This is a genomic window from Ideonella sp. BN130291 (genome assembly GCF_036231905.1).
Classification (GTDB): domain Bacteria; phylum Pseudomonadota; class Gammaproteobacteria; order Burkholderiales; family Burkholderiaceae_C; genus CAMLIZ01.
Map to the genome: position 1 here is coordinate 341,137 of NZ_JAZARE010000005.1, position 23,387 is coordinate 364,523.

At 68.6% G+C, this 23,387-nt stretch carries 21 protein-coding genes; 7 read left to right on the forward strand and 14 right to left on the reverse strand.

Annotated features, from left to right (window positions below):
- Window positions 1–63: 63 nt before the first annotated feature.
- Window positions 64–1,956, reverse strand: a complete 1,893-nt coding sequence (locus tag VPH43_RS12990; RefSeq protein WP_328578127.1) for an SAM-dependent methyltransferase — start codon at window positions 1,954–1,956, stop codon at window positions 64–66.
- Window positions 1,957–2,121: 165 nt separating this feature from the next.
- Here VPH43_RS12990 and VPH43_RS12995 point away from each other — a divergent pair, with 165 nt between their 5' ends.
- Window positions 2,122–3,615 carry a glycoside hydrolase family 30 protein gene (locus VPH43_RS12995; RefSeq protein ID WP_328578128.1) on the forward strand — a complete coding sequence of 498 codons (1,494 nt, stop codon included), beginning with the start codon at window positions 2,122–2,124 and terminating at the stop codon, window positions 3,613–3,615.
- Between the two features lie 14 nt (window positions 3,616–3,629).
- Here VPH43_RS12995 and VPH43_RS13000 read toward each other — a convergent pair whose 3' ends face one another.
- Window positions 3,630–4,346, reverse strand: a complete 717-nt coding sequence (locus VPH43_RS13000; RefSeq protein WP_328578129.1) for a PEP-CTERM sorting domain-containing protein — start codon at window positions 4,344–4,346, stop codon at window positions 3,630–3,632.
- A gap of 26 nt (window positions 4,347–4,372) precedes the next feature.
- A complete protein-coding gene (locus VPH43_RS13005) occupies window positions 4,373–5,851 on the reverse strand; it encodes a PQQ-dependent sugar dehydrogenase (protein ID WP_328578130.1) in 1,479 nt (492 codons plus the stop codon).
- 206 nt (window positions 5,852–6,057) lie between these two features.
- Here VPH43_RS13005 and VPH43_RS13010 point away from each other — a divergent pair, with 206 nt between their 5' ends.
- Window positions 6,058–7,068 carry a sulfate ABC transporter substrate-binding protein gene (locus VPH43_RS13010; protein ID WP_328578131.1) on the forward strand — a complete coding sequence of 337 codons (1,011 nt, stop codon included), beginning with the start codon at window positions 6,058–6,060 and terminating at the stop codon, window positions 7,066–7,068.
- A gap of 15 nt (window positions 7,069–7,083) precedes the next feature.
- On the opposite strand, the gene VPH43_RS13015 is transcribed toward VPH43_RS13010, so the two are convergent.
- The 9 genes from VPH43_RS13015 to VPH43_RS13055 all read right to left on the reverse strand — a co-directional run bounded on the left by VPH43_RS13015 (window position 7,084) and on the right by VPH43_RS13055 (window position 15,807).
- The gene (locus tag VPH43_RS13015) at window positions 7,084–7,371 is read right to left on the reverse strand and encodes a DUF971 domain-containing protein (protein WP_328578132.1); all 288 of its coding nucleotides are present in this window, start codon (window positions 7,369–7,371) and stop codon (window positions 7,084–7,086) included.
- Window positions 7,368–8,354 (reverse strand): HEAT repeat domain-containing protein, encoded by a 987-nt coding sequence (locus VPH43_RS13020; protein WP_328578133.1) that lies wholly within the window; start codon window positions 8,352–8,354, stop codon window positions 7,368–7,370. Before VPH43_RS13020 ends, VPH43_RS13015 begins: the two co-directional genes overlap by 4 nt.
- 4 nt (window positions 8,355–8,358) lie before the next feature.
- Window positions 8,359–9,228 carry an ABC transporter ATP-binding protein gene (locus VPH43_RS13025; protein ID WP_328578134.1) on the reverse strand — a complete coding sequence of 290 codons (870 nt, stop codon included), beginning with the start codon at window positions 9,226–9,228 and terminating at the stop codon, window positions 8,359–8,361.
- Window positions 9,225–10,103 (reverse strand): ABC transporter permease, encoded by an 879-nt coding sequence (locus tag VPH43_RS13030; RefSeq protein WP_328578135.1) that lies wholly within the window; start codon window positions 10,101–10,103, stop codon window positions 9,225–9,227. The genes VPH43_RS13025 and VPH43_RS13030 overlap by 4 nt, the downstream gene beginning before the upstream one ends.
- Window positions 10,104–10,107: 4 nt before the next feature.
- On the reverse strand, window positions 10,108–11,535 hold the full coding sequence (locus VPH43_RS13035; protein WP_328578136.1) for an ABC transporter substrate-binding protein: 1,428 nt from the start codon (window positions 11,533–11,535) through the stop codon (window positions 10,108–10,110).
- A 10-nt stretch (window positions 11,536–11,545) separates the two neighbouring features.
- On the reverse strand, window positions 11,546–11,788 hold the full coding sequence (locus VPH43_RS13040; protein WP_328578137.1) for a 4Fe-4S dicluster domain-containing protein: 243 nt from the start codon (window positions 11,786–11,788) through the stop codon (window positions 11,546–11,548).
- 14 nt (window positions 11,789–11,802) lie between these two features.
- Window positions 11,803–13,539, reverse strand: coding sequence for a fumarate reductase/succinate dehydrogenase flavoprotein subunit (locus VPH43_RS13045; RefSeq protein ID WP_328578138.1), 1,737 nt, complete (start codon window positions 13,537–13,539; stop codon window positions 11,803–11,805).
- A 21-nt stretch (window positions 13,540–13,560) separates the two neighbouring features.
- The gene (locus tag VPH43_RS13050) at window positions 13,561–14,301 is read right to left on the reverse strand and encodes a GntR family transcriptional regulator (RefSeq protein ID WP_328578139.1); all 741 of its coding nucleotides are present in this window, start codon (window positions 14,299–14,301) and stop codon (window positions 13,561–13,563) included.
- Between the two features lie 69 nt (window positions 14,302–14,370).
- Entirely contained in the window at window positions 14,371–15,807 is a 1,437-nt protein-coding gene (locus tag VPH43_RS13055; protein ID WP_328578140.1) for an LLM class flavin-dependent oxidoreductase, read from the reverse strand.
- A 489-nt stretch (window positions 15,808–16,296) separates the two neighbouring features.
- Here VPH43_RS13055 and VPH43_RS13060 point away from each other — a divergent pair, with 489 nt between their 5' ends.
- The 4 genes from VPH43_RS13060 to VPH43_RS13075 all read left to right on the forward strand — a co-directional run bounded on the left by VPH43_RS13060 (window position 16,297) and on the right by VPH43_RS13075 (window position 19,655).
- On the forward strand, window positions 16,297–17,157 hold the full coding sequence (locus VPH43_RS13060; RefSeq protein WP_328578141.1) for a hypothetical protein: 861 nt from the start codon (window positions 16,297–16,299) through the stop codon (window positions 17,155–17,157).
- Between the two features lie 2 nt (window positions 17,158–17,159).
- Entirely contained in the window at window positions 17,160–17,720 is a 561-nt protein-coding gene (locus tag VPH43_RS13065; RefSeq protein WP_328578142.1) for a hypothetical protein, read from the forward strand.
- Between the two features lie 158 nt (window positions 17,721–17,878).
- Window positions 17,879–18,922 carry a pirin family protein gene (locus VPH43_RS13070; protein ID WP_328578143.1) on the forward strand — a complete coding sequence of 348 codons (1,044 nt, stop codon included), beginning with the start codon at window positions 17,879–17,881 and terminating at the stop codon, window positions 18,920–18,922.
- A 166-nt stretch (window positions 18,923–19,088) separates the two neighbouring features.
- Window positions 19,089–19,655, forward strand: coding sequence for a PEP-CTERM sorting domain-containing protein (locus tag VPH43_RS13075; RefSeq protein ID WP_328578144.1), 567 nt, complete (start codon window positions 19,089–19,091; stop codon window positions 19,653–19,655).
- A gap of 65 nt (window positions 19,656–19,720) precedes the next feature.
- Here VPH43_RS13075 and VPH43_RS13080 read toward each other — a convergent pair whose 3' ends face one another.
- Complete coding sequence (locus tag VPH43_RS13080; RefSeq protein WP_328578145.1) at window positions 19,721–20,914, reverse strand: sigma-54 interaction domain-containing protein; 1,194 nt, start codon at window positions 20,912–20,914, stop codon at window positions 19,721–19,723.
- Window positions 20,915–21,031: 117 nt separating this feature from the next.
- Here VPH43_RS13080 and VPH43_RS13085 point away from each other — a divergent pair, with 117 nt between their 5' ends.
- Complete coding sequence (locus tag VPH43_RS13085; protein ID WP_328578146.1) at window positions 21,032–22,480, forward strand: FAD/NAD(P)-binding protein; 1,449 nt, start codon at window positions 21,032–21,034, stop codon at window positions 22,478–22,480.
- On the opposite strand, the gene VPH43_RS13090 is transcribed toward VPH43_RS13085, so the two are convergent.
- Complete coding sequence (locus VPH43_RS13090; RefSeq protein ID WP_328578147.1) at window positions 22,462–23,367, reverse strand: helix-turn-helix domain-containing protein; 906 nt, start codon at window positions 23,365–23,367, stop codon at window positions 22,462–22,464. The two genes, VPH43_RS13085 and VPH43_RS13090, sit on opposite strands and share 19 nt — an antisense overlap.
- Between the last annotated feature and the right edge of the window lie 20 nt (window positions 23,368–23,387).

Below are 23,387 nucleotides of genomic sequence, written 5' to 3' on the forward strand. Positions count from 1 at the left end.
CCGTAGCCGGGCCGGCCCTGGTGGACGTGAACAAGTGCGCGGCAGCGCGGCCGCCGCACGCGCCTACACGGTGGCCAGCATCAGCCGCCCCGGGCTGGCGCCGATGTGCAGCCCGTCGCTGCGCCCGGCCAGGTAACGCTGGTTCAATGCCTCCGGGGCCCAGGCCTGCGTGCGGCTGAAGCCCAACCCGGCGAGGGTGCGTTCCAGATCGGCGGTATCGAAGTAGCACTTCCACGGCTCGCCGCGCTCGGCCAGCTGGGTGGTGAGCTGCTCCATCGCCACGCGCATCGGCGCGGGCAGGCCGGCGAGCGGCGTCACGTATTCGAAGAGCACCGCGCTGCCCGGCGCGCAGCCGGCGATGAAGCGCAAGGTCTGCAGCACCGCAGCTTCGTCCAGGTACATGGTCACCCCCAGCCAGCTGAAGTAAGCCGGCTGGCTTGCGTCGAAGCCGGCCCGGGCCAGGCCGTCCGAGAGGCTGATGCGCTCGAAGTTCACCGGCACGAAGCTCAGCGAAGGTGGCACCTCGATGCCGGCCTCGCGCAGGCGCGCCTGCTTCCACACCTGCGTGGCGGGCAGATCCACCTCGAACATGCGGCCGGGCGCATCGGGGTGGCGGTAGGCGCTGGTGTCCAGGCCGGCGCCCAGCACCACGTATTGCCGCACGCCGCGGGCGCGGGCGGCAGCCCATTCGTCCTCTGCCAGCCGGCTGCGCACCACCACCGAGCTGCGCAGCCCCTGCGCCATCGGGTTGCGGAACGGCGCCAGGTTCGCCCGGAGCGCCTCGGCCTCCGCCGGGCCCAGGATGGTGAGCGCCAGCGGATCGTCCAGCACCCGCGGGCTTTCGATCAGCTGGTGCGCCGCGCGCTGCATGGCCACCATCAGCGCACTCGGCTTGGGGCCGGCATCGGCCTGCGGCATCGGATGGCCCAGCACATGGGCCTTGTGGAGGTAGGCGAGCAAGGTGTCGTCCATGCCCACGCCCAGGCGCAGCTCGGGCTCGCGCATGAAGGCCTCGCGCACCCGCGCTTCCAGCGCGGCATCGTCGCCGCAGTAGCTGTCGCGAAACAGCTGCTGCCAGCGCTGCACGATGGCTTGCACCGGCTGCGACCGGGCATCGGCGCCCGCTTCCATCTGCGCCCGCAGCTCGGCCACCAGCGCCGGCCAGGCGCCCATGTGGGACAAGGTGGCCAGCTGGCGCCTGAGCACCTCTTCGGTCTGCGCGGGCGTGAGCACCTTGGCGAACAGCGTGGTGCGTGCATGCGCGAAGGCCTGGCCGATCCACGCCAGCATCTCGGGCGTGATGCCCACGATGTCCTGCGCGCGGGTTTCCTTCAGCTGCAGGTCCAGCAGCTTGCCGGCCAGCGTGGGGTTGTTGTTGGTGGTGCGGATCACCAGGCGCATCCAGCGCCAGGCCAGGTCCTGCGCGGCCACCGTATCGGGCGGCTCCGGCCGCTGCATGGCGGCGCGAACCTCCGCGATCAGCGTGGCCCATTCAGCGTCGGCCGGCTGCGCGCCCTGCTCGTCGGCAGAGAGCAGGGCATTCAGTTCGTCGTCGTTCAGGTGTTTCTGGTACACGGTCATCAGCTCCAGGATGTTCAGCCAGTCGGCCGCGGGCGTGTCACCGCCTTGGGCCACGATGTCGAGCAGGTGTTGCAGGCGCTGACTCAGGCGCTGGGCCTGCAGCGCCTGCGCGTTCAAGGCGGCGATCTGGCGCTGCAGCACGGCCACCGGCGCACCGCCCGGCCCGTCCAGCGTGGCCTTGATCTCCGGCAGCGAGCAGTGCAGCTGCTTCAGCGCCTCGATGCGCTGCAGGCGGATCAGGTCGTCGCGGCCATACAGCCGAGCGCCACCCTCCGAACGCGCGGCCGGCGACAGCAGGCCGATGGCGTCGTAGTGGTGCAGCGTCCGGACCGTCAGGCCCGTCTTCTTCGCCAATTCCCCGATCTTCAGCCGCATGGCCCTCCCCGCCTTCTCTGCTGGCGCGACGATAGGCCCTGACGTTACGTGAGGTTCAAGCGGTTTCTGCGGCGAACCCTCGCGCGCCAGCCGGAAACCGGTGCGTCAGGGTTAGCACGCGCTGTGGTGCCCCGCGCCGCCGGCAGAATGAAACCGCTTTCAGATATGCGCTCACCCTGTCCTAGCGTCGTTCCACTGTGGCGCCGCGCCCTTGCCCTGCTGCTCAGCGCGCTGGCAGCCGGCTGTGCGGCACCGGCGCGGCCACCCGACCACCCGCCCACCACCCCGGCCGCTGCGCCGCTGGCCATGCACGTCTACACCACCGCCCAAGGCAACCCCCGTTTCATGGTGCCCAGCGCCGCTGCGGCCGCCACCCCCAGCCGCCAGCCGCTGGAGAGCGAAGTGGCGGTGTTCGTGGTCCGCAGCCAGCCCTACCAGACGGTGCTGGGCATCGGCGGCGCCATCACCGACGCGGCGGCCGACACCTTCGCCCGTCTGTCGCCGGCAAGGCAGGCCGAGCTGATGACCGCCTACTTCGACCCCGAGCGCGGCATCGGCTATTCGCTGCTGCGCACGACCATCCACAGCAGCGACTTCAGCGCCGCCAGCTACACCTACGTGGATGAGGGCGACAGCGCACTCGCCAGCTTCAGCATCGCCGCCGACCGCCGCGCGCGCCTGCCGATGATCCATGCGGCGCTGAAAGCGGCAGGTGGACGGCTCACCACCTACGCCAGCCCGTGGAGCGCGCCGGCCTGGATGAAGGACAACGGCAGCATGCTGCAAGGCGGCAAGCTCAAAGCCGAGATGGCGCCGGTGTGGGCGCGCTACATCACCAAGTTCGTGCAGGCCTATGAAGCTGAAGGCGTGCCTATCTGGGGCCTCACGGTGCAGAACGAGCCGATGGCCCGGCAGACCTGGGAATCGATGATCTACACCGCCGAGGAGGAGCGCGATTTCCTCAAGCACCACCTCGGCCCCACCCTGCAGGCGGCGGGCTTGAGCAGCCGCCGCATCATCGTGTGGGACCACAACCGCGACCTGATCGCCCAGCGTGCGCAGGTGATCCTGAGCGACCCCGAGGCGGCGAAGTACGTGTGGGGCGTGGGCTTCCACTGGTACGAAACCTGGGCCGGCGGCGAGCCGATGCACCGCAACGTGGCCGCCGTGCACGAGCGCTGGCCGCAGGTGAACCTGCTGCTCACCGAAGCCACGGTGGAACGCTTCAACCCCGAGCTGATGCGCTCATGGGCGAACGCCGAACGCTACGCGCGCCAGATGGTGGACGACTTCAACGCCGGCGCGGTGGGCTGGACCGACTGGAACATCCTGCTCGACGAACACGGTGGGCCCAACCACGTGGGCAACTTCTGCTTCGCCCCCGTGCATGCGGACCTGCGCACCGGCGAGCTGGTCTTCACGCCGAGCTACGCGGTGCTCGGGCACTTCTCCAGGTTCGTGCGGCCGGGCGCCCGGCGCGTGGGCGCGGTGAGCAGCCGCAGCATGCTGCGCAGCACCGGCTTCATCAATGCGGACGGCCGGTTGGCCGTCGTGGTGGTGAACACCAGCGACGACGCGGTGAATTACAGCCTGCAGGTTGGCGATCAGGCCTATGCGCTCGGCATCCCGGCCCACGCGATCCAGACGCTGGTCGAGTAGGCCGGCTGGGCGGCCTAACGCCGCCGGCGAAGCCAACGGCGAGCCAGCAGCAGCACGGCCAGCCCCAGCCCGGCCAGGCCGGCCGTGGCCGGCTCCGGCACCGGCGTGAGCACCAGGGCGACCGCGTCCACGCCCAGGTTCTGGATGAACACGTTGTCCACCTCCGCAAAGCGCAGGCGCAGCGTTTCACCCGCATGGGCCTTCAACAGGCCGCCCACTTCGAACTGGTGCAATGAATAACCGGACACCAGCGGATCACCCGGCTGTGTTTGCACCAGGTTCATCAGCACGCTGGTGCTGAACGGATCCCCCGCAGCGCTGAGCAGGTCCACCCGCACCTGCTGGTTGAGGTCCACGCCGGCGAAATCCAGGTGGCCGGGCGATACGAAGTCCGCCTCGCTGCGCACATACAGCTGGAACGACAAGGTCGCGCCGGCCGCCACCGTGGGCACGATGAAGTCCTGGTAGAGCACATGGCTGCCGGGGCCCGCCGCATCCGTCATCGCCGCCTGCACGCCCTGGGGCGGCGCGGGCACGCTGGCCCCGTTGACCGGGCTGGTGGTGCCGGCCTGCACGAAGAACGTGCCCTCGCTGCCCAGCTGGTCCACCACCGTCCAGCCGGTGAGGCCGGCTTCGAACCCCCCGTTGACGATCTGCGCCTGAGCGGCGCCGCTGAACACCAGCGCCGCTGCAGCCGCCAGCGCGAGACAGGAATGCTTGAGGTCGACCATGGGATGCTCCCTTGCGATGTGCAGCGTCACTGCTTGAGCGCGACGCGGTAGATGGCGCCATCGCTGATGGACACCACGTACAGCGCGCCGTCCGGCCCCTGCCGGATGTCCGGCGTGGCGCCGAAGCCGCTGCCCACGATCAGCGTTTCGCTTTCGGTGGGGTCGTACTTGGTGAGGTTGTCCGCCACCTTGTCGGCCAGGCGCGGGTCGGCGCTCGTGTCCACCTGCTGGCGGTTGGCCGTGAGGCGCATGCGGTAGAGCCGGCTGTTGTTGCTGACCGCGGTGCCTATCCACAGGGTGCCGTCATTGACAGGCCCCAGTGCGCTGCCGCTCACGAAGCCGGCCCCCGCGGGCGCCACCTCGAATTTCCAGCTGAAGGCAGGGTCGGTGTACACCGCGCCGGGCAGCATGAACATGCGCGACAAGGCCAGCGCCGGCGTGTAGGCGATGCGGGTCGGCGGGTAGCGCACCTGCTGCAGGCTGGCGCCGAACTGCGTGGTCTCGATCTGCTTGAACTGCGCAATGCGCTGCAGCGGCCCGGCCAGCTGGATCCAGCCGCCGTTCATGCCGGGCACCACGCGGTTGAGCTCGCTGAAGGCGTCGTCGGCGTTCTCGGTGAGCCACAGGCTGCCGCCCAGCGGATCGAAGGCCATGCCGAAGCCGTTGCGGTGGCCATAGGAGAACACGCGCTGCACGCTGGCCCCCACCTCGCCGCCCATGCTGGCGCCCGCCGCGAAGAACGGGTTGTCCCCCGGCACAGTGCCGTCGGTGTTGAGCCGGAGCACCACGCCGGACAGGTGGGCGTTGTCGGGCTGAGGGCCGCCGAAGGTGTCGTCCACTTGTGGCGCGGTGAGGAAGGGGCCGCTGGGCAGGTTCTGCATCCAGCCGCGCCGGCCGAGGTCACCCACAAAGAGATAGAGCTTGCCGTCGGGGCCGAAGCGCAGCTGGCCGCCGTTGTGGTTGCCGCGTTCGTCGCCGTTGTTGGTGCCGGGGTGGCCGGGCACCGCCACGTTGTCGGTCTGGCGTGTGCGCACCCGCAGCAGCGTCTGCTCGAAGGCCAGGCTGCTGCCGTTCCAGACAAAGCGGTCCAGGCGGCTGCCGAGCAAGGGCACGTTGGCCACCGCGGTGCTGTCCGCACCGGTGGTGCTTTCGGTCCAGTAGAGGAACACGTGCGGCACCGCAGGGAACTGCGGATGCAGGGCCATGCCGAGCAGGCCGCGCTCGGAATTGGAGTTGACCGGCAGGTCCAGCACCGGCAGTGGCTGCAGCACACCGTTGATCACCCGCCGCACCTGGCCGGTGGCCTTTTCGATCACCAGCATGTCACCCGGGCCGATGAACGCGAGGCCGATCGGCTGCGACAGGCCGGACACCGCCGTGGTGACCGCGAGCGCGGGGTCTGCGAGCGTGGGCGCCGCCTGCGCGGCGCTGCCGGTGCCCAGGCCGACAGCGGCCAGCCATGCCAACCAGCCGCGCGTGTGGCGGCTCCAAGCCGAGTGCTGCATGACGTCTCCCAGGAGGTGGGACTGGGCAGTATGGGCGCCGGTTCGGTGCGGCGCAATGCGTTCTCCCTAGGTCGTTGGCCGCGGTTACTTTTGCGTTGGCGTGCCTGCTGCGCCCACCGCATATGCAAGTGCGCATCGCTTCGTTGGGCTGGGCCGGCACGCTGCCTAGCATCCGCAGCTTTGCCACCGCATCGCTTGCCACCCCCATGACGACTGGCCTTCCCGCCCCTGTTCGACGCCGCCTTGTTGCAACCATTGCCCTGCTGGCGCTGGCGCCGCTGGCCCAGGCCGCCACCACCTTGCTGAACGTGAGCTACGACGTCTCGCGTGAGTTCTACAAGGACTACAACGCCGCCTTCGCGCGCCACTGGAAGGCCACCACCGGCGACGAGCTGGTGCTCAACCAGAGCCACGGCGGCTCCAGCAAGCAGGCACGCTCGGTGATCGAAGGCCTGGAGGCCGACGTGATCACGATGAACCAGGCGCTGGACATCGACATGGTGGCCGACAAGGGCCTGATTGCCGCCGACTGGGCCAGCCGCCTGCCGGACCATGCCGCGCCCACCAGCTCGGTCACCGTGTTCCTGGTGCGCAAGGGCAACCCCAAGGGCCTGCGCGACTGGGCCGACCTGGCCAAGCCGGGTGTGTCGGTGATCATTCCCAACCCCAAGACCAGCGGCAACGGGCGCTACGGCTACCTGGCCGCCTGGGGCTCGGTGATCAAGACGGGTGGCACGCCGGCCCAGGCGCGCGACCGGGTGCAGAAGATCTTTGCCAACGTGCCGGTGCTCGACGGCGGCGGCCGCGGGGCCACCACCACTTTTGCCCAGCGCCAGATCGGTGACGTGCTGTGCACCTTCGAATCCGAAGTGCAGGCCATCGTCGAGGAGTTCGGCAACCACTTCGACGTTGTGTATCCCGCGGTCACCGTGGCCGCGGAGAACCCGGTGGCGGTGGTGGACAAGGTGGTTGAGCGCAAGGGCACGCGCAAGCCCGCCGAGGCCTACCTCAAGTGGCTGTGGTCCGACGAGGCGCAAGCCATCGCCGCGCAGCACGGCCTGCGCCCGCGCAGTGAGAAGCTGCTGGCCCAGAACGCAAGCCGCTTCCCGAAGGTGCAGGCCTTCACCGTGGACGAGGTGTTCGGCAGCTGGCGCAAGGCGCAGGCCGAGCACTTCAACGACGGTGCGATCTACGACCAGATCCTCAAGCGGCCCTGATCTGGGCTCGCACGATCACGCGGCGGCCAGCTCGCGCAGCAATGCCCACGGGTAGATGCCGCGGTCGTGGCCGTCGTCGAACACCAGCTGCAGGCCGTAGTGGCCCGCGGGGGCGGCACCGGCCAGGCGGACGCGTTCATCGACGGGCGTTGCAAGACCCTTGAGCGCCGCACTGCGGCAAGCCGCGCAACGGCACTCGGCGCGCAACCGTGCAGCGGACAGTTGCACCGGCCCGTCGTGCCAGTCCAGCCGCAGTGCATCGGGCCGCAGTTCGATCGCCTCCGGTGCAAGCACGGTGTTCATGCGCCGGCCCCCTGCCCTTGCAGCCGCTGCAGCGCGATGCGCAGCGCCTTGCGCACTTCCGGGTCGGGATCGGCCTGCGCCGCCTGCAGCACCGGCAGCGCGCGCGCATCACCCACCTCGCCCAGCGCAATGGCCGCTTCCTTGCGCAGGTTGCCGGCCGGGTGCAGCAGCGCCTCGGACAGCACCTCCAGCGCCAGCCGGTCGCGCAGCTTCCCCAGCGAACGTGCCGCGCGCAGGCGCACCTGCCAGTAGGCATCACCCATCGCCTGGCGCAGCGCTTCGGCGGCGGCGGCGCTGCCTGCACCCAGCTTGCCCAGCGTGGTGGCGGCTTCTTCGCGCACCGCCCACTCGTCGTCGGCCAGGGCCACGTACAAGGCGGGCAGCACGGCGGCTGCATCCTCCGGCGAGGCGAGGCCAAGCGCACCGGTCGCGGCGCGGCGCACTTCCGCGTCCGCATCGTCGGCCGCCACCGCGGCCAGCAGCGGCAGGGCCTGCGCATGCTTGAGCCAGCCCAGCACGCCCACCGCCTCGCGCCGCACGGCGGCATCGGCATGCTGCAGCGCCGACAGCGCCGGCTCGGCCGCAGCGTTCACCCGCAGCTCCTTCAAGGCGCGCAGGGCCGCAGCGCGCACGGCGGCATCGGCATGCGAGGCCAACGGCACCAGGCGGGCGCCGCAGGCCGGGTCCTTCAAGGCCTGCAGCGCCAGCGCCGCGGACTCGCGCACCGGCGGTTCGTCCAGCAGCGCCGCGGCCAGCGCATCGACCGCGGTGGCATGGTCCCAGCCGGCCAGTGCGCGCGCGGCCTCGGCACGCAGCTCGGTGTCCGGGTCGGCGTTCAGCACGGCCGCCAGGTCGGGCAGCAGCGCTTCGTCCTCCAGGTCGGCAAAGTCCAGCAGGGCCACGCGGCGCACGCCGGGGTCGGGGCTGCGCAGGCGCTCGCGCAAGGCGGCGATGAGGGGATCGTCCACGACAGAGGAACTCATGCGGTCAGGTGGCAAAGCGCCAGGCAGTGGATGAAATGGAAGGCCCGAGCGGCGACAGGCGCTCCAGCGGGGGCGCGTTGCCGGCGTCCTGCCGCAGCAGGGCCAGGCAGCGGCGTTTCAGGGCCACGAAATCAGGCTGGGTGAGCAGGCTGGCATCGCGCGGGCGGGCGAAGTTGAGCGCCAGCTCCTCCACGATGCGCCCCGGGCGCGGGCTCATCACCAGCACACGGTCGGCAAGGAACAGCGCTTCGTCGATGTCGTGCGTGACAAAGACGACCGTGGTGCGCATGCGCGCCCACAGCGCGAGCAGCAGCTCCTGCATGCGCGAGCGGGTCAGCGCATCCAGCGCGCCGAAGGGCTCGTCCATCAGCAGCACGCGCGGCTTGTTGATCAGCACGCGGGCGATCTCCACCCGCTGCTGCATGCCACCGGACAGCTCGCGCGGATAACGCTGCTCGAAGCCGGCCAGGCCGACGGCGGCCAGCATCTCGCGCGCCTCGTGTTCACGCCGGTCACGCGCCACGCCCTGCATCTTCAGGCCATAGGCGACGTTGTCCAGCACCGTCTTCCAGGGGAACAAGGTGTGCTGCTGGAACACCAGGCCGCGCTGTGGGTCCGGCCCGCGCACCGGCGCGCCGTCGAGCAGCAGCTCACCACGTGCGGGCTGCAGATGGCCCGCCAGCGCGCCCAGCAAGGTGGACTTGCCGCAACCCGACGGCCCCAGCAGGCAGATGAACTCGCCAGGCGCGATGTCGATGGACACGTCGTGCAGCACCTCGAAGCGGCCGCTGTCGGCGCCCAGCTCGATGCCGAGGTGGCGGATCGCGATGCGGCCGCCGTGCACGTCGTTCGCTTGCGTGGGCACCGCGCTCATCGCGAACCCCCTTGCGGCCGGCTCCAGGGCATGAGGCGATGGCCGGCCTGGCGGATCAATGCGCTGCTGCCCATGCCCAGCGCGCCGATCACCAGCATGCCCACCACGATGCTCGGATAGCGCTGCACGGTGTAGGACTCCCAGGCGTAGTAGCCGATGCCGTACTGGCCCGCGATCATCTCGGCCGTGACCAGGCAGAACCAGCAGGTGCCCATGCCGATGGACAGGCCGGTCACGATGCTGGGCGCCGCGCCCGGGCCAATCACCTCCGTGAACAGCCGCCAGCGCGGCGTGCCCAGGCTGCGCGCCGACGCCACCAGCCGCGGGTCCACCGCTTCCACACCGTGGATGGTGTTGAGCAGGATCGGAAACAGCGCGCCAATGAAGGTGATGAACACCATGCTGCCCTCCGACGACGGGAACATCAGGATCGCCAGCGGGATCCACGCCACCGCCGGGATCGGCCGCAGCACCTCCAGCGGCGGCAGCAGCGCATGGCGCGCCCAGGCCAGCCGGCCGATCAGCAGGCCGAGCAGGATGCCCAGCACCGCCGCGATGCCGAAGCCGATGCCCACGCGCAGCAGGCTGCTCACCAGGTGCGACAGCAGCTTGGGCGACTGCAGCAGCTCGCCCGCGGCCTGCAACACGTCGGCCGGCAGCGGCACGTTGTCGAAGGTGACCACGCCGAGGTTGAGCTTGTGCGTGGCGGCCAGGTGCCACAGCAGCAGGCAGGCGACGATGGAGGCCAGCTGCGCAGCCGCGGCGGCCAGCCGCACGGCGCTGCGCTTCCACGCCGGGGCGCTGCGGCCGGGTGCGCGCTCGGCGGGCAACGAGCCCTGCAGCGGCAAGCCGGAAGGCGGGATGACGGCGCTCATGGCCTCAGTTCACCGTTTTCGCCAGCGAGGCCTGCAGGCCGGCAAAGTCCAGCACCTTGCCCTTGTTGGCGGCTGCATAGGCGTTGGCCGCGTCCTTCTGCAAAAAGGCACTCAGCTGGCCCTTGGCATCGGCCACATACCAGCTGGTAGGCGCCAGCAGCTTGATGCGGTGCATCAGGTCATGCACGTACACCGCCCGCGTCTTCTGGCCGGCGGCTTCGATCTTGCGCAGGTCGACCAGTGCGTTCTCGATGCTGGCGTAGTGGCGCACCTTGGGCTCGCCCTGCACCCACACCGCCGCGGCGCGCTGCACGTCGGTGATCGGCTTGCCGGTGAGCGCGTCGTTGGCCTTGAGCGCCAGCTTGTCGCGGTTGGCCAGGCGCGTGTCGTAGTTCAGGCCCGCCTGCTTGAAAGCGGCGCGGATGTAGCGGTCGTCGATGAAGCTGTCGGCTTCGAGCGTCGATTCACGGCCCAGCAGCTTCAGCGTGGCTATGGATGTCTTGAGCGCCTGGCGGTACTCGGGCTTCCACGTGAAGTCGCGCGTCTGCAGGCCCAGCGGGCCGTGGTACAGGTAGTTCACCGCGGCCTCGATGCCGGTCACCTTCTCGATCAGCTCGCTGTACTTCTCGGGCTCGGCGGCGATGAGGCGATCGGCTTCGATGGCCGCGCGCAGGAAGGCCACCACCACCTCGGGGTACTTCCTGGCGTACTCCTCGCTCACCAGCGAGCCGTGGTACGTGGGCGCGCTGGCCTGCGAGCCGTCATAGATCTTGCGGGCCACGCCGCGGTGCTCGAAGAGTTCGGCAAACGGCACGAAATCGGCATGCGCCTCGATCTTGTTGGCCTGCAGCGCGGGGCCGGCCACCTCGGGCGCCTGGGTGGTGATGGTCACGTCCTTCTGCGGGTCCCAACCTTGCGAGGCCACGGCGCGCAGCAGCATGCCGTGCGCGGTGGACGCAAACGGCACCGAGATCGTGCGGCCCTTCAGCTCGGCCAGCGAGGTGATGTTGGACTGGCGCGGCACCACGATGCCGTTGCCGCTGCCCAGCGTGCTGCCCGACAGCACCGTGATGAACAGGCTGCGCTTGCCCGCCTTGAGAAAAGCCGCGCCGTTGTTGGAGCCGGGAAAGTCGGCCATGGAGCCGATGTCCAGCTTGCCGGCCACCATCTCGTTGGTGAGCGGCGCGCCGGAGGTGAAGTTCTTCCACTGGATGTCGTACTGCACGTCCTTGTACTTGCCGTCGTGCGGCAGGTACTTCTCCAGCAGCTTGAGTTCGCGGATCAGCAGGCCGCCGGTGGCGCAGTTGATCGTGGTGTCCTGTGTGCCGATGGCCACGCGGATGGTCTCCGCGGCACCGGCCGACTGCAGGGTGAAGGCCAGCGCCAGCGCCAGCGCGGCCAGCGGCTTGAAGGGAGTGGGGATGCGGGTCATGGTGGTGGGCTCAACGAAGCAGATAGGGGATGTCGACGTGCACGGCGCCTGTGGGGCAGTCCTTCTCGCAGGGCATGCAGTACCAGCACTCGTCGAACTTCATGTAGGCCGTGCCCTTGACCAGGTCGATGGCCAGCACGTCCAGCGGGCACACGTCCACGCAGACGGTGCAGCCCTTGTGGGCGATGCACTTCTCGGAATCCACCGTGACGGGCACGGCGCTGGGGTTCAAGGCGATGGGAGCGATCTGCATGGCGGCTCTTGGGGTCAGGCGGGAACGGGGTCGGCGGGCACGGCAATGCGCAGCTCGCGGTAGGCGTTGCGCTCGGTGTCGGCGATGGGGACGATGTAGGGCTCGATCGCGCGCTTGAAGTGCGTCATCGCGCCGCTGTCGCCCTTTCTCAGCTGCGCATGGCACAGCCACTCGGCGTCGTTGCGCTCGGGGTAGTCCACCCGCGCGTGATAGAGGCCCCAGCGGCTTTCGGTGCGGTACAGCGAGGCACGCGCGGCCATCTCGGCGCAGTCCCGGATGGCGTGCACTTCCAGCGCGCGCATCAGCTCGTGCGGCTCGCGGGCCTTGAGCTGGGCCAGGTCCTCACGGATGGCCTCGAAGCGCTCCACGCCGATCTGCATCTTGCGCGTCACCTTGGGCGGCTGCAGGTAGTCGTTGACCATGCGGCGCAGCTTGTATTCCACCTGGCTGGGCGGCAGGCCCTTCTCGCGCTGCAGCGGCGCCCACACGCGCTGGCGCTCGGCCTCCACCTGCGCTGTATCCACCGCGGCGAATTCGTGTTCGGCGCAATAGGTCGCACTGCTTTCGCCGGCCAGGCGGCCGTACACGAACGCACCCAGCATGTAGTTGTGCGGCACGCAGGCCATGTCGCCGGCCGCATGCAGGCCGGGCACCGTGGTCTGCGCGTGTTCGTTCACCCACACGCCCGAGGCGGAATGCCCGCTGCACAGGCCGATTTCGGAGATGTGCATCTCCACCATGCGCTCGCGGTAGTTGGTGCCGCGCCCGGCGTGGAAGCGCCCGCGGCTGGGCCGCTCGTTGGTGTGGAGGATGGTCTCGATGGTCGAGATCGTTTCTTCCGCCAGGTGGTCGAGCTTGAGGAACACGGGGCCCTTGCCACCCTGCAGCTCCTGGAAGAACTCCCACATCATCTGGCCGCTCCAGTAGTCGCACTCGATGAAGCGCTGGCCCTCGGCGTTGGTGGTGAAGCCACCGAAGGGGCCCGTGACGTAAGCGCAGGCTGGGCCGTTGTAGTCCTTGATCAGCGGGTTGATCTGGAAACACTCGATGCCCGAGAGCTCGGCGCCTGCGTGGTACGCCATCGAGTAGCCGTCGCCCGCGTTGGTGGGGTTTTCGTAGGTGCCGAAGAGGTAGCCCGATGCGGGCAGGCCCAGGCGGCCGGCCGCGCCGCAGCACAGCACCACCGATTTCGCGCGGATCACGTGGAAATCCGCCGTGCGGCAGTCGAAGGCCATGGCGCCCGCGATGCGGCCATCGTCCGCGGTGAGCAGCCGCGTGGCGACCAGCCGGTTGGTGATCTCCACTCGCGTGCGCTTCAGCTGCCGGTACAGCACCTTCTTGATGTCGTGGCCCTCCGGCATGGGCAGCACGTAGCTACCCATGTGGTGCACCTTCTTCACCGCGTAGTCGCCGGTCTCGTCCTTCTCGAACTTCACGCCCCAGCGGTCCAGCTCCTCGATCATCGGAAAGCTGTTTTGCGCATACGCCATCACCGTCTTCTGGTTGACGATGCCGTCGTTGGCGATGGTGATCTCGCGCACGTATTGCTCGGGCGTGGCGTGGCCGGGGATCACCGCGTTGTTCAGCCCGTCCATGCCCATGCTGATGGCGCCGCTGCGCTTCACATTGGCCTTTTCCAGCAGCAGCACGCGTAAGCCCGGGTTGGCCTGCTTGGCCTTCACCGCGGCCATGGGGCCGGCGGTGCCGCCGCCGATGACCAGCACGTCCACTTCCTGTTCGATGGTGTTCATGTCGCTTCGTTGATGGGGAGGTCAGCCGCGCTGCAGGCGCAGGCGGTACTGGAAGGTGTCGCTGCGGCAGAGCAGGTGCTCGTAGTCCACCGGCACGCCGTGGCGGTCGTGCGTGAGGCGTTCGATGCGCAGCACCGGCGCGCCGGCGTCCAGCCCCAGCAGCGCGGCCACCGGCGCGTCGGCCAAGGTGGCGTCGATGGCCAGGTCGGCATGGCCCAGCGGGCGGCCGCAGTCGGTTTCGAGGATGTGGAAGATGTCGCGCGAGGCCAGGTCCGCCTGCTGCACCCGTTCACCCAGCGCCGCGGGCAGCCAGGTGAGGTCCACCGACACCGGCTGGCCGTCGAGCAGGCGCACGCGGCGGATTTCCAGCACCTGTGTGTGCGGCGCCAGCTGCAGCGCCCGCGCCACAGCGGCCTGCGCCGGCACCGGCCGCACATGCAGCACGCGGTTCAGCGTGTCGTGGCCGCGCGGCGCCATCGCTTCCGCAAAGCCCTGCAGCCGGCCCAGCTCCTGGTAGGGCTTGGCCTGCGCCACGAAGGAGCCCTTGCCCGGCACCTTGAAGATCAGCTGCGCATTCTCCAGGTCCGCCAGCGCCTGGCGCACGGTGATGCGGCTCACGCCGTACTGCGCCATCAGCTCGCTTTCGCTGGGCATGCGGTCGTGCGGCTGCCAGGCGCCCGACACGATGCGCGCCCGCAGCTCCTCGCGGATGCGGCTGTGCAAGGTGACCTGGGCCGGCGAGGCCAGGGTGGGCGCACTCATGAGGACGTGGTGGGACTGGTCATGTCAGGTGGGCTTCAGCGCAAGGCCTGTGCCACCTGAAAAGCCCCTTCACTGCTGGAAATGCAGCAGCATCGCGCCCCTCACTGCTGCATTTCCAACAGCGGCTGCACTGCACGCAGCAGCTGCGGTCCAGGCCGCCAACGCCGCGCGCTGCGTGTAGCGGTTCACCGGCTTGGCCAGCCCCAGGTTCTCCCGCAGCGTGCTGCCTTCATAAGCCGTGCGGAACAGCCCGCGCCGCTGCAGCTCGGGGATCACCAAATCCACGAACTCGTTGAGCGACTGCGGCAGCACCGGTGGCATCACGTTGAAGCCATCGGCCGCGCCGTTTTCGAACCAGCGCTGCATCTCGTCGACGATCTTCTCCGGCGTGCCCACCACCACCCAGTGGCCGCGCGCGCCGGCCAGGTATTCGTACAGCTGGCGCACGGTGAAGCCTTCGCGCTTGGCCAGCTGCAGCACCACATGCTGTCGGCTGTTGCGGTCCTTCTCCGGCTCGGGGTAGTGAGGCGGCGGCGCGTCCAGATCCCACTTGGAGAGATCGACACCCGGCCAGGCCTGCGCCAGCGTGGACAAGCCCACCGACGGATGGATCAGCTTCTGCAGCTCGGCCCACTTGCCCTCGGCCTCCGCCTGCGTGCGGCCGATCACCGGCGAGATGCCGGGCAGGATCAGCAGCTCGTCGCGGCTGCGGCCATACCGCACCATGCGGCCCTTCACGTCGTTGTAGAAAGCCTGTGCCTCGGCCAGGCTGGTCCACGCGGTGAACACCGCTTCGGCCGTGGCCGCGGCCAGCTCACGCCCCGGCTCCGACGAGCCGGCCTGCACGATCACCGGGTGGCCCTGCGGCGAGCGCTCGATGTTGAGCGGCCCCTGCACCTTGAAGTACTTGCCCACGTGATTGAGCGTGTGCAGCTTGTCGGGGTCGAAGTAGATACCGGAATCCGGGTCGCGGATGAAAGCGTCGTCCTCGAAGCTGTCCCACAGGCCTTTGACCACATGCAGGAACTCATGCGCCCGCTCGTAGCGGATTTCGGGGTCGGGGTGCTTGTCCAGCCCGAAGTTGCCGTGCACGTTGTCGGCCCCGGTGGTCACCACGTTCCAGGCCGCGCGGCCCTTGGAAATGTGGTCCAGCGACGCGAACTTGCGCGCCAGCAGGTACGGGTCCTCATACGTGGTGGACGCGGTGGCCACGAAGCCGATGTGCTGGGTGACCGCCGCCAGCGCGGCCCACAAGGTGACCGGCTCGAAGTGCGACACCCGGCCTTGTCGGCCGTGGGATTCGAGGTCGCCCTTGTGCCAGAGGCCCGGGCTGTCGGCCACGAACACCTGATCGAACAGGCCGCGCTCCGCGGTTTTGGCGACCTCGATGTAGTGATCGATGTTGACGCCCGAATCCACCTGCGACCCGGGGTGGCGCCAGGCAGCGACGTGGTGGCCGGTGGCCATGATGAAAGCGCCTAGGCGCAGTTGACGGGATGTGCTCATTGCTTGCGGGGTGGCTGAGGTCGGTTGAAGGACCGGGCGTTAGCGCAAGCGGCGTGCCATTGGGAGAGGGGGTTTGGAGGGGTGGGGGTGTTGGGGAGGCAGCAGGTTGGGTGGGTGGTTGTCGGACTTGCAGCCGCCTAGGTTGCCTAGCTGGAACGGCTCACGAACACAAGTGCGTCAGTTACGTTGACCGGCCAGCAACGCCTCTCTATCGTCAACGCGGGCATGCACTTGGCTTCGGAATACACAGGAAGAATTGCCAAGCCGCTCGGCTGATGCGATCCCTAGGCGGGTGACGTTTCCTGTCGTAACCTCCAGCTACATAACGACGCGTACCGCGGAAAGGGAGAAGTCATGCTCGTTGGGCTAGCACCTTATCGTCTTGCCGTGCTAGGCAGGCATTCGACCACGGTACCTACGTGGAGCGAAGATCGCCGTAGAGGGCTTCCGCTTTGGGCATATGAGCTGCTGAGAGAGAATATTGGGGTCGTGCATCAGCACGGCGAGGTCAAGCGTTCGCGGATTGCACGACTCGCGCGAAATCGGGATAGCTCCGTTGTAGCGGGCATCATTCAGACCGGAATAAACGGTTTTTCGGCGGATCTAGTCAATACAATCACCGGCGTTGTAAGCCACAACCGGACAACGGAGGAAGCGGAATTTATTCCGTTCTTCTTCTTGATAGTAAGCCCTCCCGGTCTTGATTTCGGACTCTTGCTGCTTCAGAAATTTGGGGCGCTAGGTGTAAAGGACTTTTTCGTCGAGCCCATCGTAGCCTCTTTCACCTCCGAAAATCCAGGAAAGCGACTTAGAGTTACGCGACAGGTACCAAGCGACCTAGCAGTAAGATTGTTGCAGAACTCGATCATAAAAAAGGTCAAACTTATAAAATATCAAAATGTTGGTGACCTCGTGGATTCCCTAGGCCGGGGATTTCGAGAAAACACTAGTTCGATAGAATATGTATTGACATCTAAAACAGCCGACGGCTTTCCGCGAACCAATCGTTTCCTCGACGCCTTAACAATGCGGCGCAACCCGGTCGCATTGTTTGCACTAGAGGGTTTCGAACACGACGCTGTCAAAATCGAGATCGAAGTAAATGGGCGTAAGAGAATCATTAACCTCGCGCGGCCGGACATTGTGTCCCCAGTAGTGGATGTTACGGATGACGTTACGCGAGGCCGCGACGGTCATCCAACGTGGCGTTCGTTGCTAACGTGTTTTTCGGACTACGCTGTGGACGCGTACCGCGACGAGGGGCACGAGTTGGACATCGACATTAATATGGTTCAAGACGAGTCGGCTCGGCGTTTGCTGCGTGGTGAATTGGCAGTACCGCGAGCGTAGTCATGTTGCACAAGTATTCTGCGAAGCAGATAGTTAGAGGGCAGATAAAGGCGCTAGTTGTGGGCGAGGCTCGGCCTTTCCGTGCTCTCCTTGTTTTTTTCGCACTTCCCATAATATCGCCGCTGGTTCAGTGTCTTCTCGGCCTCCATTTGACGGAATCGCTCGTCGGAATAGACATATCGGCGGCTGCGATTTTTGCAGGCCTTCTTTTAAATCTTCTGGTCGTTGTCTACGGACTGGCGCCGACGCAATCCGTGGGAGCCCTTTACGCTGACGAAAAGAGCGTATCCGAGCTTCGCGAGCTTGTGGAAATAACGTTTTATAGCATCTCTTATGCCGTTTTGATATGCGGCGTTTTAGTTGCTGCAGCAATCCTGGTCGTAACCGGGATTCAGTACGTTATGAGAGTTGCCGAGTTATTCGTTTACTACTTTGGTGCTCAGCTAATCCTCGCTATATTGCTTATTCTCCGGTTGTGCCACGGACTACTCGAGCACCGCCTTACTCCCATGGGGAGGTGGCGAGCACAAGAGTCCGATGAAATATGGAACAAAAAAGGCTAAGGATCGCTTTCTTTCGCTAAGGCTGGGTGGACGCTTCTGGCGCCGGGTCGGCCAAGCGTTCTTGAGGATGGGGGTGGCTACTTGGTGACAGCTTGAGAGGTGACTGCAGCTGCGCACCGGTCCTATGCTTATTCCATTCTTGCCAAAGCCCTGCCACCATGCCCTCTCCCATCCTCAACCTCCGCCCCCTCGGCTTCCCCTGGGAAACCATCGACCCCTTCCTCTTCTGCGTCCACCACGACGACGCCTATCCGCGCGGCAACGGCCGCTTCGGCCCGGATGCCTCACTCACAGGCCGCGACCTCGGCCAGGACTTCGCGGGCAAGGACGGTTGGCGCATGTACCACGGCACCGAGGTGCCCGGCTTCCCCGCCCACCCGCACCGCGGCTTCGAGACCGTGACCATCGTGCGCAAGGGGCTGATCGACCATTCGGATTCGCTCGGCGCGGCGGCGCGCTTCGGCGGGGGCGACGTGCAGTGGCTCACCGCCGGCCAGGGCATCGTGCATGCGGAGATGTTCCCGCTGCTCAATGACCAGCAGCCCAACCCGCTGGAGCTGTTCCAGATCTGGCTCAACCTGCCGGCGGCCAGCAAGATGGCGGCGCCGCACTTCACCATGCTGTGGGCCGAGGACATTCCGCACCGCGTGTTTGCTGACGAGCACGGTCGCCGAACCGAGGTGGCCTGCATCGCGGGCCGGCTGGGTGACGACACGGTCGCGCTGCCGCCGCCGCCCGACTCCTGGGCCGCGCGGCCCGAGGCCGACCTCGCGATCTGGACGATCCGCATGGCGCCGGGCGCGCAGTGGACGCTGCCGGCCGCCACCGGCCACGGCACGCGCCGGCAGCTCTACTTCTTCGCCGGCCAGCAGGTCCGCATAGCCGGCCAGGCGGTCACCTCGCATGCGGCCATCGAGCTGGCCGCCGGCTCGGCGGTGGTGCTGGCCAATGGCGACGCGCCGGCCGAGTTCCTGCTGCTGCAGGGCCGCCCCATCGGCGAGCCGGTGGCGCAGTACGGCCCCTTCGTGATGAACACCGAGCAGCAGCTGCACCAGGCGTTTGCCGACTACCGCCGCACGCAGTTCGGGGGTTGGCCTTGGGCCGACCAGGCACCGGTGCACGGGGCGGAGGTGGTGCGCTTCGCCCGCCATGCGGACGGGCGCACCGAGCGGCGGCCCGTGCCGGCTCGCGCCGATACGTAAGCCCGTTCACGCCCCCGGCGCCTCGGTTCCCGAGCGCTTGCATCTGGTGACAGGATTGCCCCATTCAGGGGGTGGGCCCGCCTCTGCTACGCGCCCACGCTCAGCGCCCCAATCACCAATAACGCCCCCTGGACGCGCATTGCGCCCCGCCGGCAGAGAGGCCCCAATGAACCGCAAGCTCATCGCTACGCTCGCCGCTTCCGCAGCCACCGCCTTCGCCAGCCCTGCCTTCGCCGCCCTCACGGCCACCGGCGTGGCCTGTGACGGCCAGTCCACCACCATGACCAGCCTCACCGGCTACATGGACTGCTCGGGCGCCTGGTCGGGCAACAACAGCAACCAGTCGGTCGACGTGGCCGCGCAGATCCTGGCCGACTGGGGCCTGGTGAGCCTGGTGTCCACTGACGTCACCGGCGGCAACACCGGCAGCACCGGCACGCTGAGCTTTGCCGCGCAGACCGGCGTGTTCGTGCTGGCCCTCAAGGCCGGCGATGCGTTCAGCCTCTATGAGCTGGACGGCTCCGCGGTGGCGGGCGGCATCAGCTCCATCAGCTACGACACCCTGGGCGTGGGCTTCTTCTCCGGGCCCAACAACAACATGCACTTCGGGCAGGGGCTGTCGCACGCCGACATCTACACCACCCCGGTGCCCGAGCCGGAGACCTGGGCGCTGATGTTCGGTGGCTTGGGTGTGCTGGCCTTGCTGAACCGCCGCAAGAAGCAGCCGGAATAAAGCCCTGCACCGGCGCTCGCGGGGCGGGAGCCCGGCCGCGAGCGCCCGCCGCTGCCTTGCGCCTGTCAGTGCGCGAAGGAAGGCACCGGCGCGATCCGCTGCGCGGCGGCGCCGGGCGGTTCTTCATCGCCTGCGTCGCCGGCCACGGCTGCGTCGCCCAGCAAGCCGTGCCGCTTGAGCAGGGTGCGCAGGGTATTGCGCGTGATGCCCAGCAGGCGCGCGGTCTGCACCTGGTTCTCGCGGCAGCGCGCAAACGCCTGCTGCACCAGGGCGGCCTCCACCGTGTGGAACAGGTCGCTCGGGCCGGCGGCGATCAGCCTGTCCAGCGCAGCGGCCAGCGCATCGGCCGGCTGTGCGGGTGTGGCGGGTGCCGGCGCGGCCCGTGGCGCCTCGGTGGCCGCAGGCAGCGTGGGCTCGTGCACCGCTTGCGCAGGCGGCACGGCCAGGCGCTGCAGCGGCGAGAAGCGGAAGTCCGATGCGCGCACCAGCCCGTCGCGGCACACGATGAGCGCGTAGTGGATCACGTTCTCCAGCTCGCGGATGTTGCCCGGCCACGGGTAGGCCAGCAGTGCCGCCTGGGCCTCGTCGGTCAGGCGCGGGTTGCTCAAGCGCAGCTTGGTGGCATACAGGCCGATGAAGTGGCGTGCCAGCGGCAGGATGTCGCCCGGCCGCTCGCGCAGCGGCGGCAGGCCCACGGTGGCCACGCTCAGGCGGTAGTACAGGTCGGCGCGAAAGTGCTGCGCCTCCACCGCATGGTGCAGCTCGATGTTGGTGGCGGCCACCAGCCGCACGTCCAGCGCAATCGCGCGGCGCGAGCCCAGGCGCACCACCTGGCGCTCCTGCAGCACGCGCAGCAGCTTCACCTGCAGCGGCAGCGGCAGGTCGCCGATCTCGTCCAGGAACAGGGTGCCGCCGTTGGCCGCCTCGAACCAGCCGGCCCTTGCCTGGGCTGCGCCGGTGAAGGCACCGGCCTCGTGGCCGAACAGCTCGGCGTCGATCAGGTTCTCGCTGAAGGCGCCGCAGTTCACCGCCACAAATGGGCCGGTGCGGCCGCTGCGCTTGTGGATGTGGCGCGCGATCAGCTCCTTGCCGGTGCCGGTTTCGCCGATCACCAGCACGGTGGCTTCGGTGTGGGCAATGCGCTCCACCTGCTCCAGCAGGGCCACGGAGCGCGGGTCATGGAACAGCAGCGCCTTGGCCCGGATGGACGTGGCCATGGCTGCCGCTTCGGGAAAGGTGAGCAGGGAATCAGCGGACATTGCCGCCACCATAGGACCCGCGCCCCTGAAAGCCAACGCAGGATTTGTGCTTTGCATATGCGCACCCCCGCTGCTAGGGGGGCCGCCACAGGGGGCAGGCTCCTGATAATCCGCCGCTTGACCCGCCACATCGTCATCATCGGTGCCGGCTTCTCCGGCGCACTCACCGCCGTGAACCTGCTGCGCCACAGCGCCGGCGCGCCCTTGCGGGTGAGCCTGGTGAACCTGTCGGGCCGCATGGCACGCGGCATCGCCTACGGCACCGCCAGCGCCGAGCACGTGCTCAACGTGCCGGCCGGCAACATGAGCGCCCTGGCCGACGACCCTGACGACTTCCTGCGCTACTGCCGCTGGGCCAACCCCGCGGTGCAGCCCTCTTCCTTCGTGTCGCGCCGGCTGTATGGCAGCTACCTCGAGGCCTTGCTCGACGCGGCCGAGCACGGCGCGCACATGGGCGCCTCGCTGGAGCGAGTCAGCGGCGAGGCGGTGCGGCTGGACCTGGCCGCCGGCGGCAGCGCGGCCACCGTGCACCTGGCCGATGGCCGCGCGCTGCCCGCGCACCAGGTGGTGCTGGCCTTCGGCCACTTTGCACCGCGCGACCCGGCCGTCGCCACGCCCGCGTTCTACGACAGCGCGCGCTATGTGCGCGACCCCTGGGCGCCCGGCGTGCTGGACAGCGTGGCCCCGGACGAGCCGGTGCTGCTGCTGGGCTGCGGGCTCACCGCGGTGGACGTGGCGCTCAAGCTGGCGCAGCTGCCGCGGCAGGCGCCCATCTGGTGCGTGAGCCGTCGCGGGTTGATGCCGCAGCCGCACCGCGAGCAGCGCGGCCACCTGGCGCCGCACGAGGCCAGCGCGCTGGTGGCCCACATGGGCCGCTCGGCCGCGAGCTACCTGCGCGCGGTGCGGGCCAGCGTGCGCCAGCATGAAGCACAGGGCGGCGACTGGCGCAACGTGATCGCCGCGCTGCGGCCGCACACGCCCGAGCTGTGGCGCCGGCTGGACACCGCGCAGCGCGAGCGCTTCCTGCGCCAGCTGCAGCCCTTCTGGGACGTCGCCCGCCACCGCTGCGCGCCAGACGCGCACGAGCGCTTCCAGCAGCTGCTGCAGGCCGGCGCCATCCGCCGCGTGGCCGGCCGGGTGCGGGCGTATGAAGAACGCGGCAGTGGTGTGGACGTGGCCCTGCAGCCGCGCGGCGAGGCCACGCCGCACACCCTGCACGTGGCCCGCGTGATCAACTGCACCGGGCCCAGCGCCGACCTGCGCCTGGCGCGCCACCGCCTGGTGCGCCACCTGCTGGCCGAGCGCCTGCTGCGGCCGGACCCCAATGGCGTGGGCCTGGACGTGAACGACCACTACGAGGTGGTGGGCCACGACGGGCAGGCGTCGCAGGTGCTGCACTACGTGGGCCCGCTGCTGCGCGCCCGCGACTGGGAGGCCACTGCCGTACCGGAGCTGCGCGTGCATGCGCATCGGCTGGCGGTGCGGCTGCTGCAGACGGCGTTCCAGCCGGCAGCACACGCTACATCGGCCGCATCGCCGGCTGAAGTTCATATCCAGACCCGGTAGATCCAGAAGGCTTCGTCTTCAGCAATGCGCTGGCGCAGCTCGGCCGGCGCAAAGCCGGTGACGCGGCGTGTCTCGCGGCACAAGTGGGACTGGTCGGCATACCCCGCGTCCGCGGCCACCTCGGCCCAACGCACCGGTGCGTCGCCCTGGGCCAGCGTGTGGAAGAAGGCCTGCTCGGCACGGCCGATGCCGCGCAGCTCGCGCATCGGCAGACCTGTCCAGCCCTTGATTCGCCGCTCGGCCTGCCGCAGGCTGCGGCCCACGCCCGACGACGCCGCGCGCATGGACAGCCCTTGCGCCCAATCGCGCAGCCGCGGCGTGCCTGGCGCGCTGGCCGCCGGCCGCGCCGCCTGCCATCGAGGCAACAAAAACTCCTCGATCAGCGCCACGCGCGACGGATCGTCCGGGGCGGCCAGCACAGCTGCGCCGAGGTGCTGCCAGTCGGCATCGAGCGCGGCCGACAGCGGCGCAAACCGATTGATCCACTCGGCGGGGTTGAGGCCGGTCATCGCCTGCACCGCATCGGGCAGCAGCATGAGCATCATGCCGTGGCCTTCCGGCGAGTTGCGCGAAATGGTGGGCCGGGTCACGGGGCCGCTGAAGTACACCTGCGGCACGCGCTGCCCCGGGCTTTCGGGGGCGGCCGGGTGGCCTTCGTCGATGAGCTCCGAATGCCCCTGGAAGAACCAGCCGATGGCGCACAGCGGCGAGGCCGGAAAGTGGTTGTACCGCCAGGCCTCGGGCCAGTCGCGGCCGATCCCCAGCGTGCTGCGGAACACCATCGCCCGCACGCAGTGGCTCAATGAGGCGCGCGGCAACCACAGCTGCACCGGCGCTCGATTGACAGCGGCCAGCGCGGGCTGAGGCGTCTGTGCGAGGTAGGCCATGCGCGGCAGTGTAGGCACTG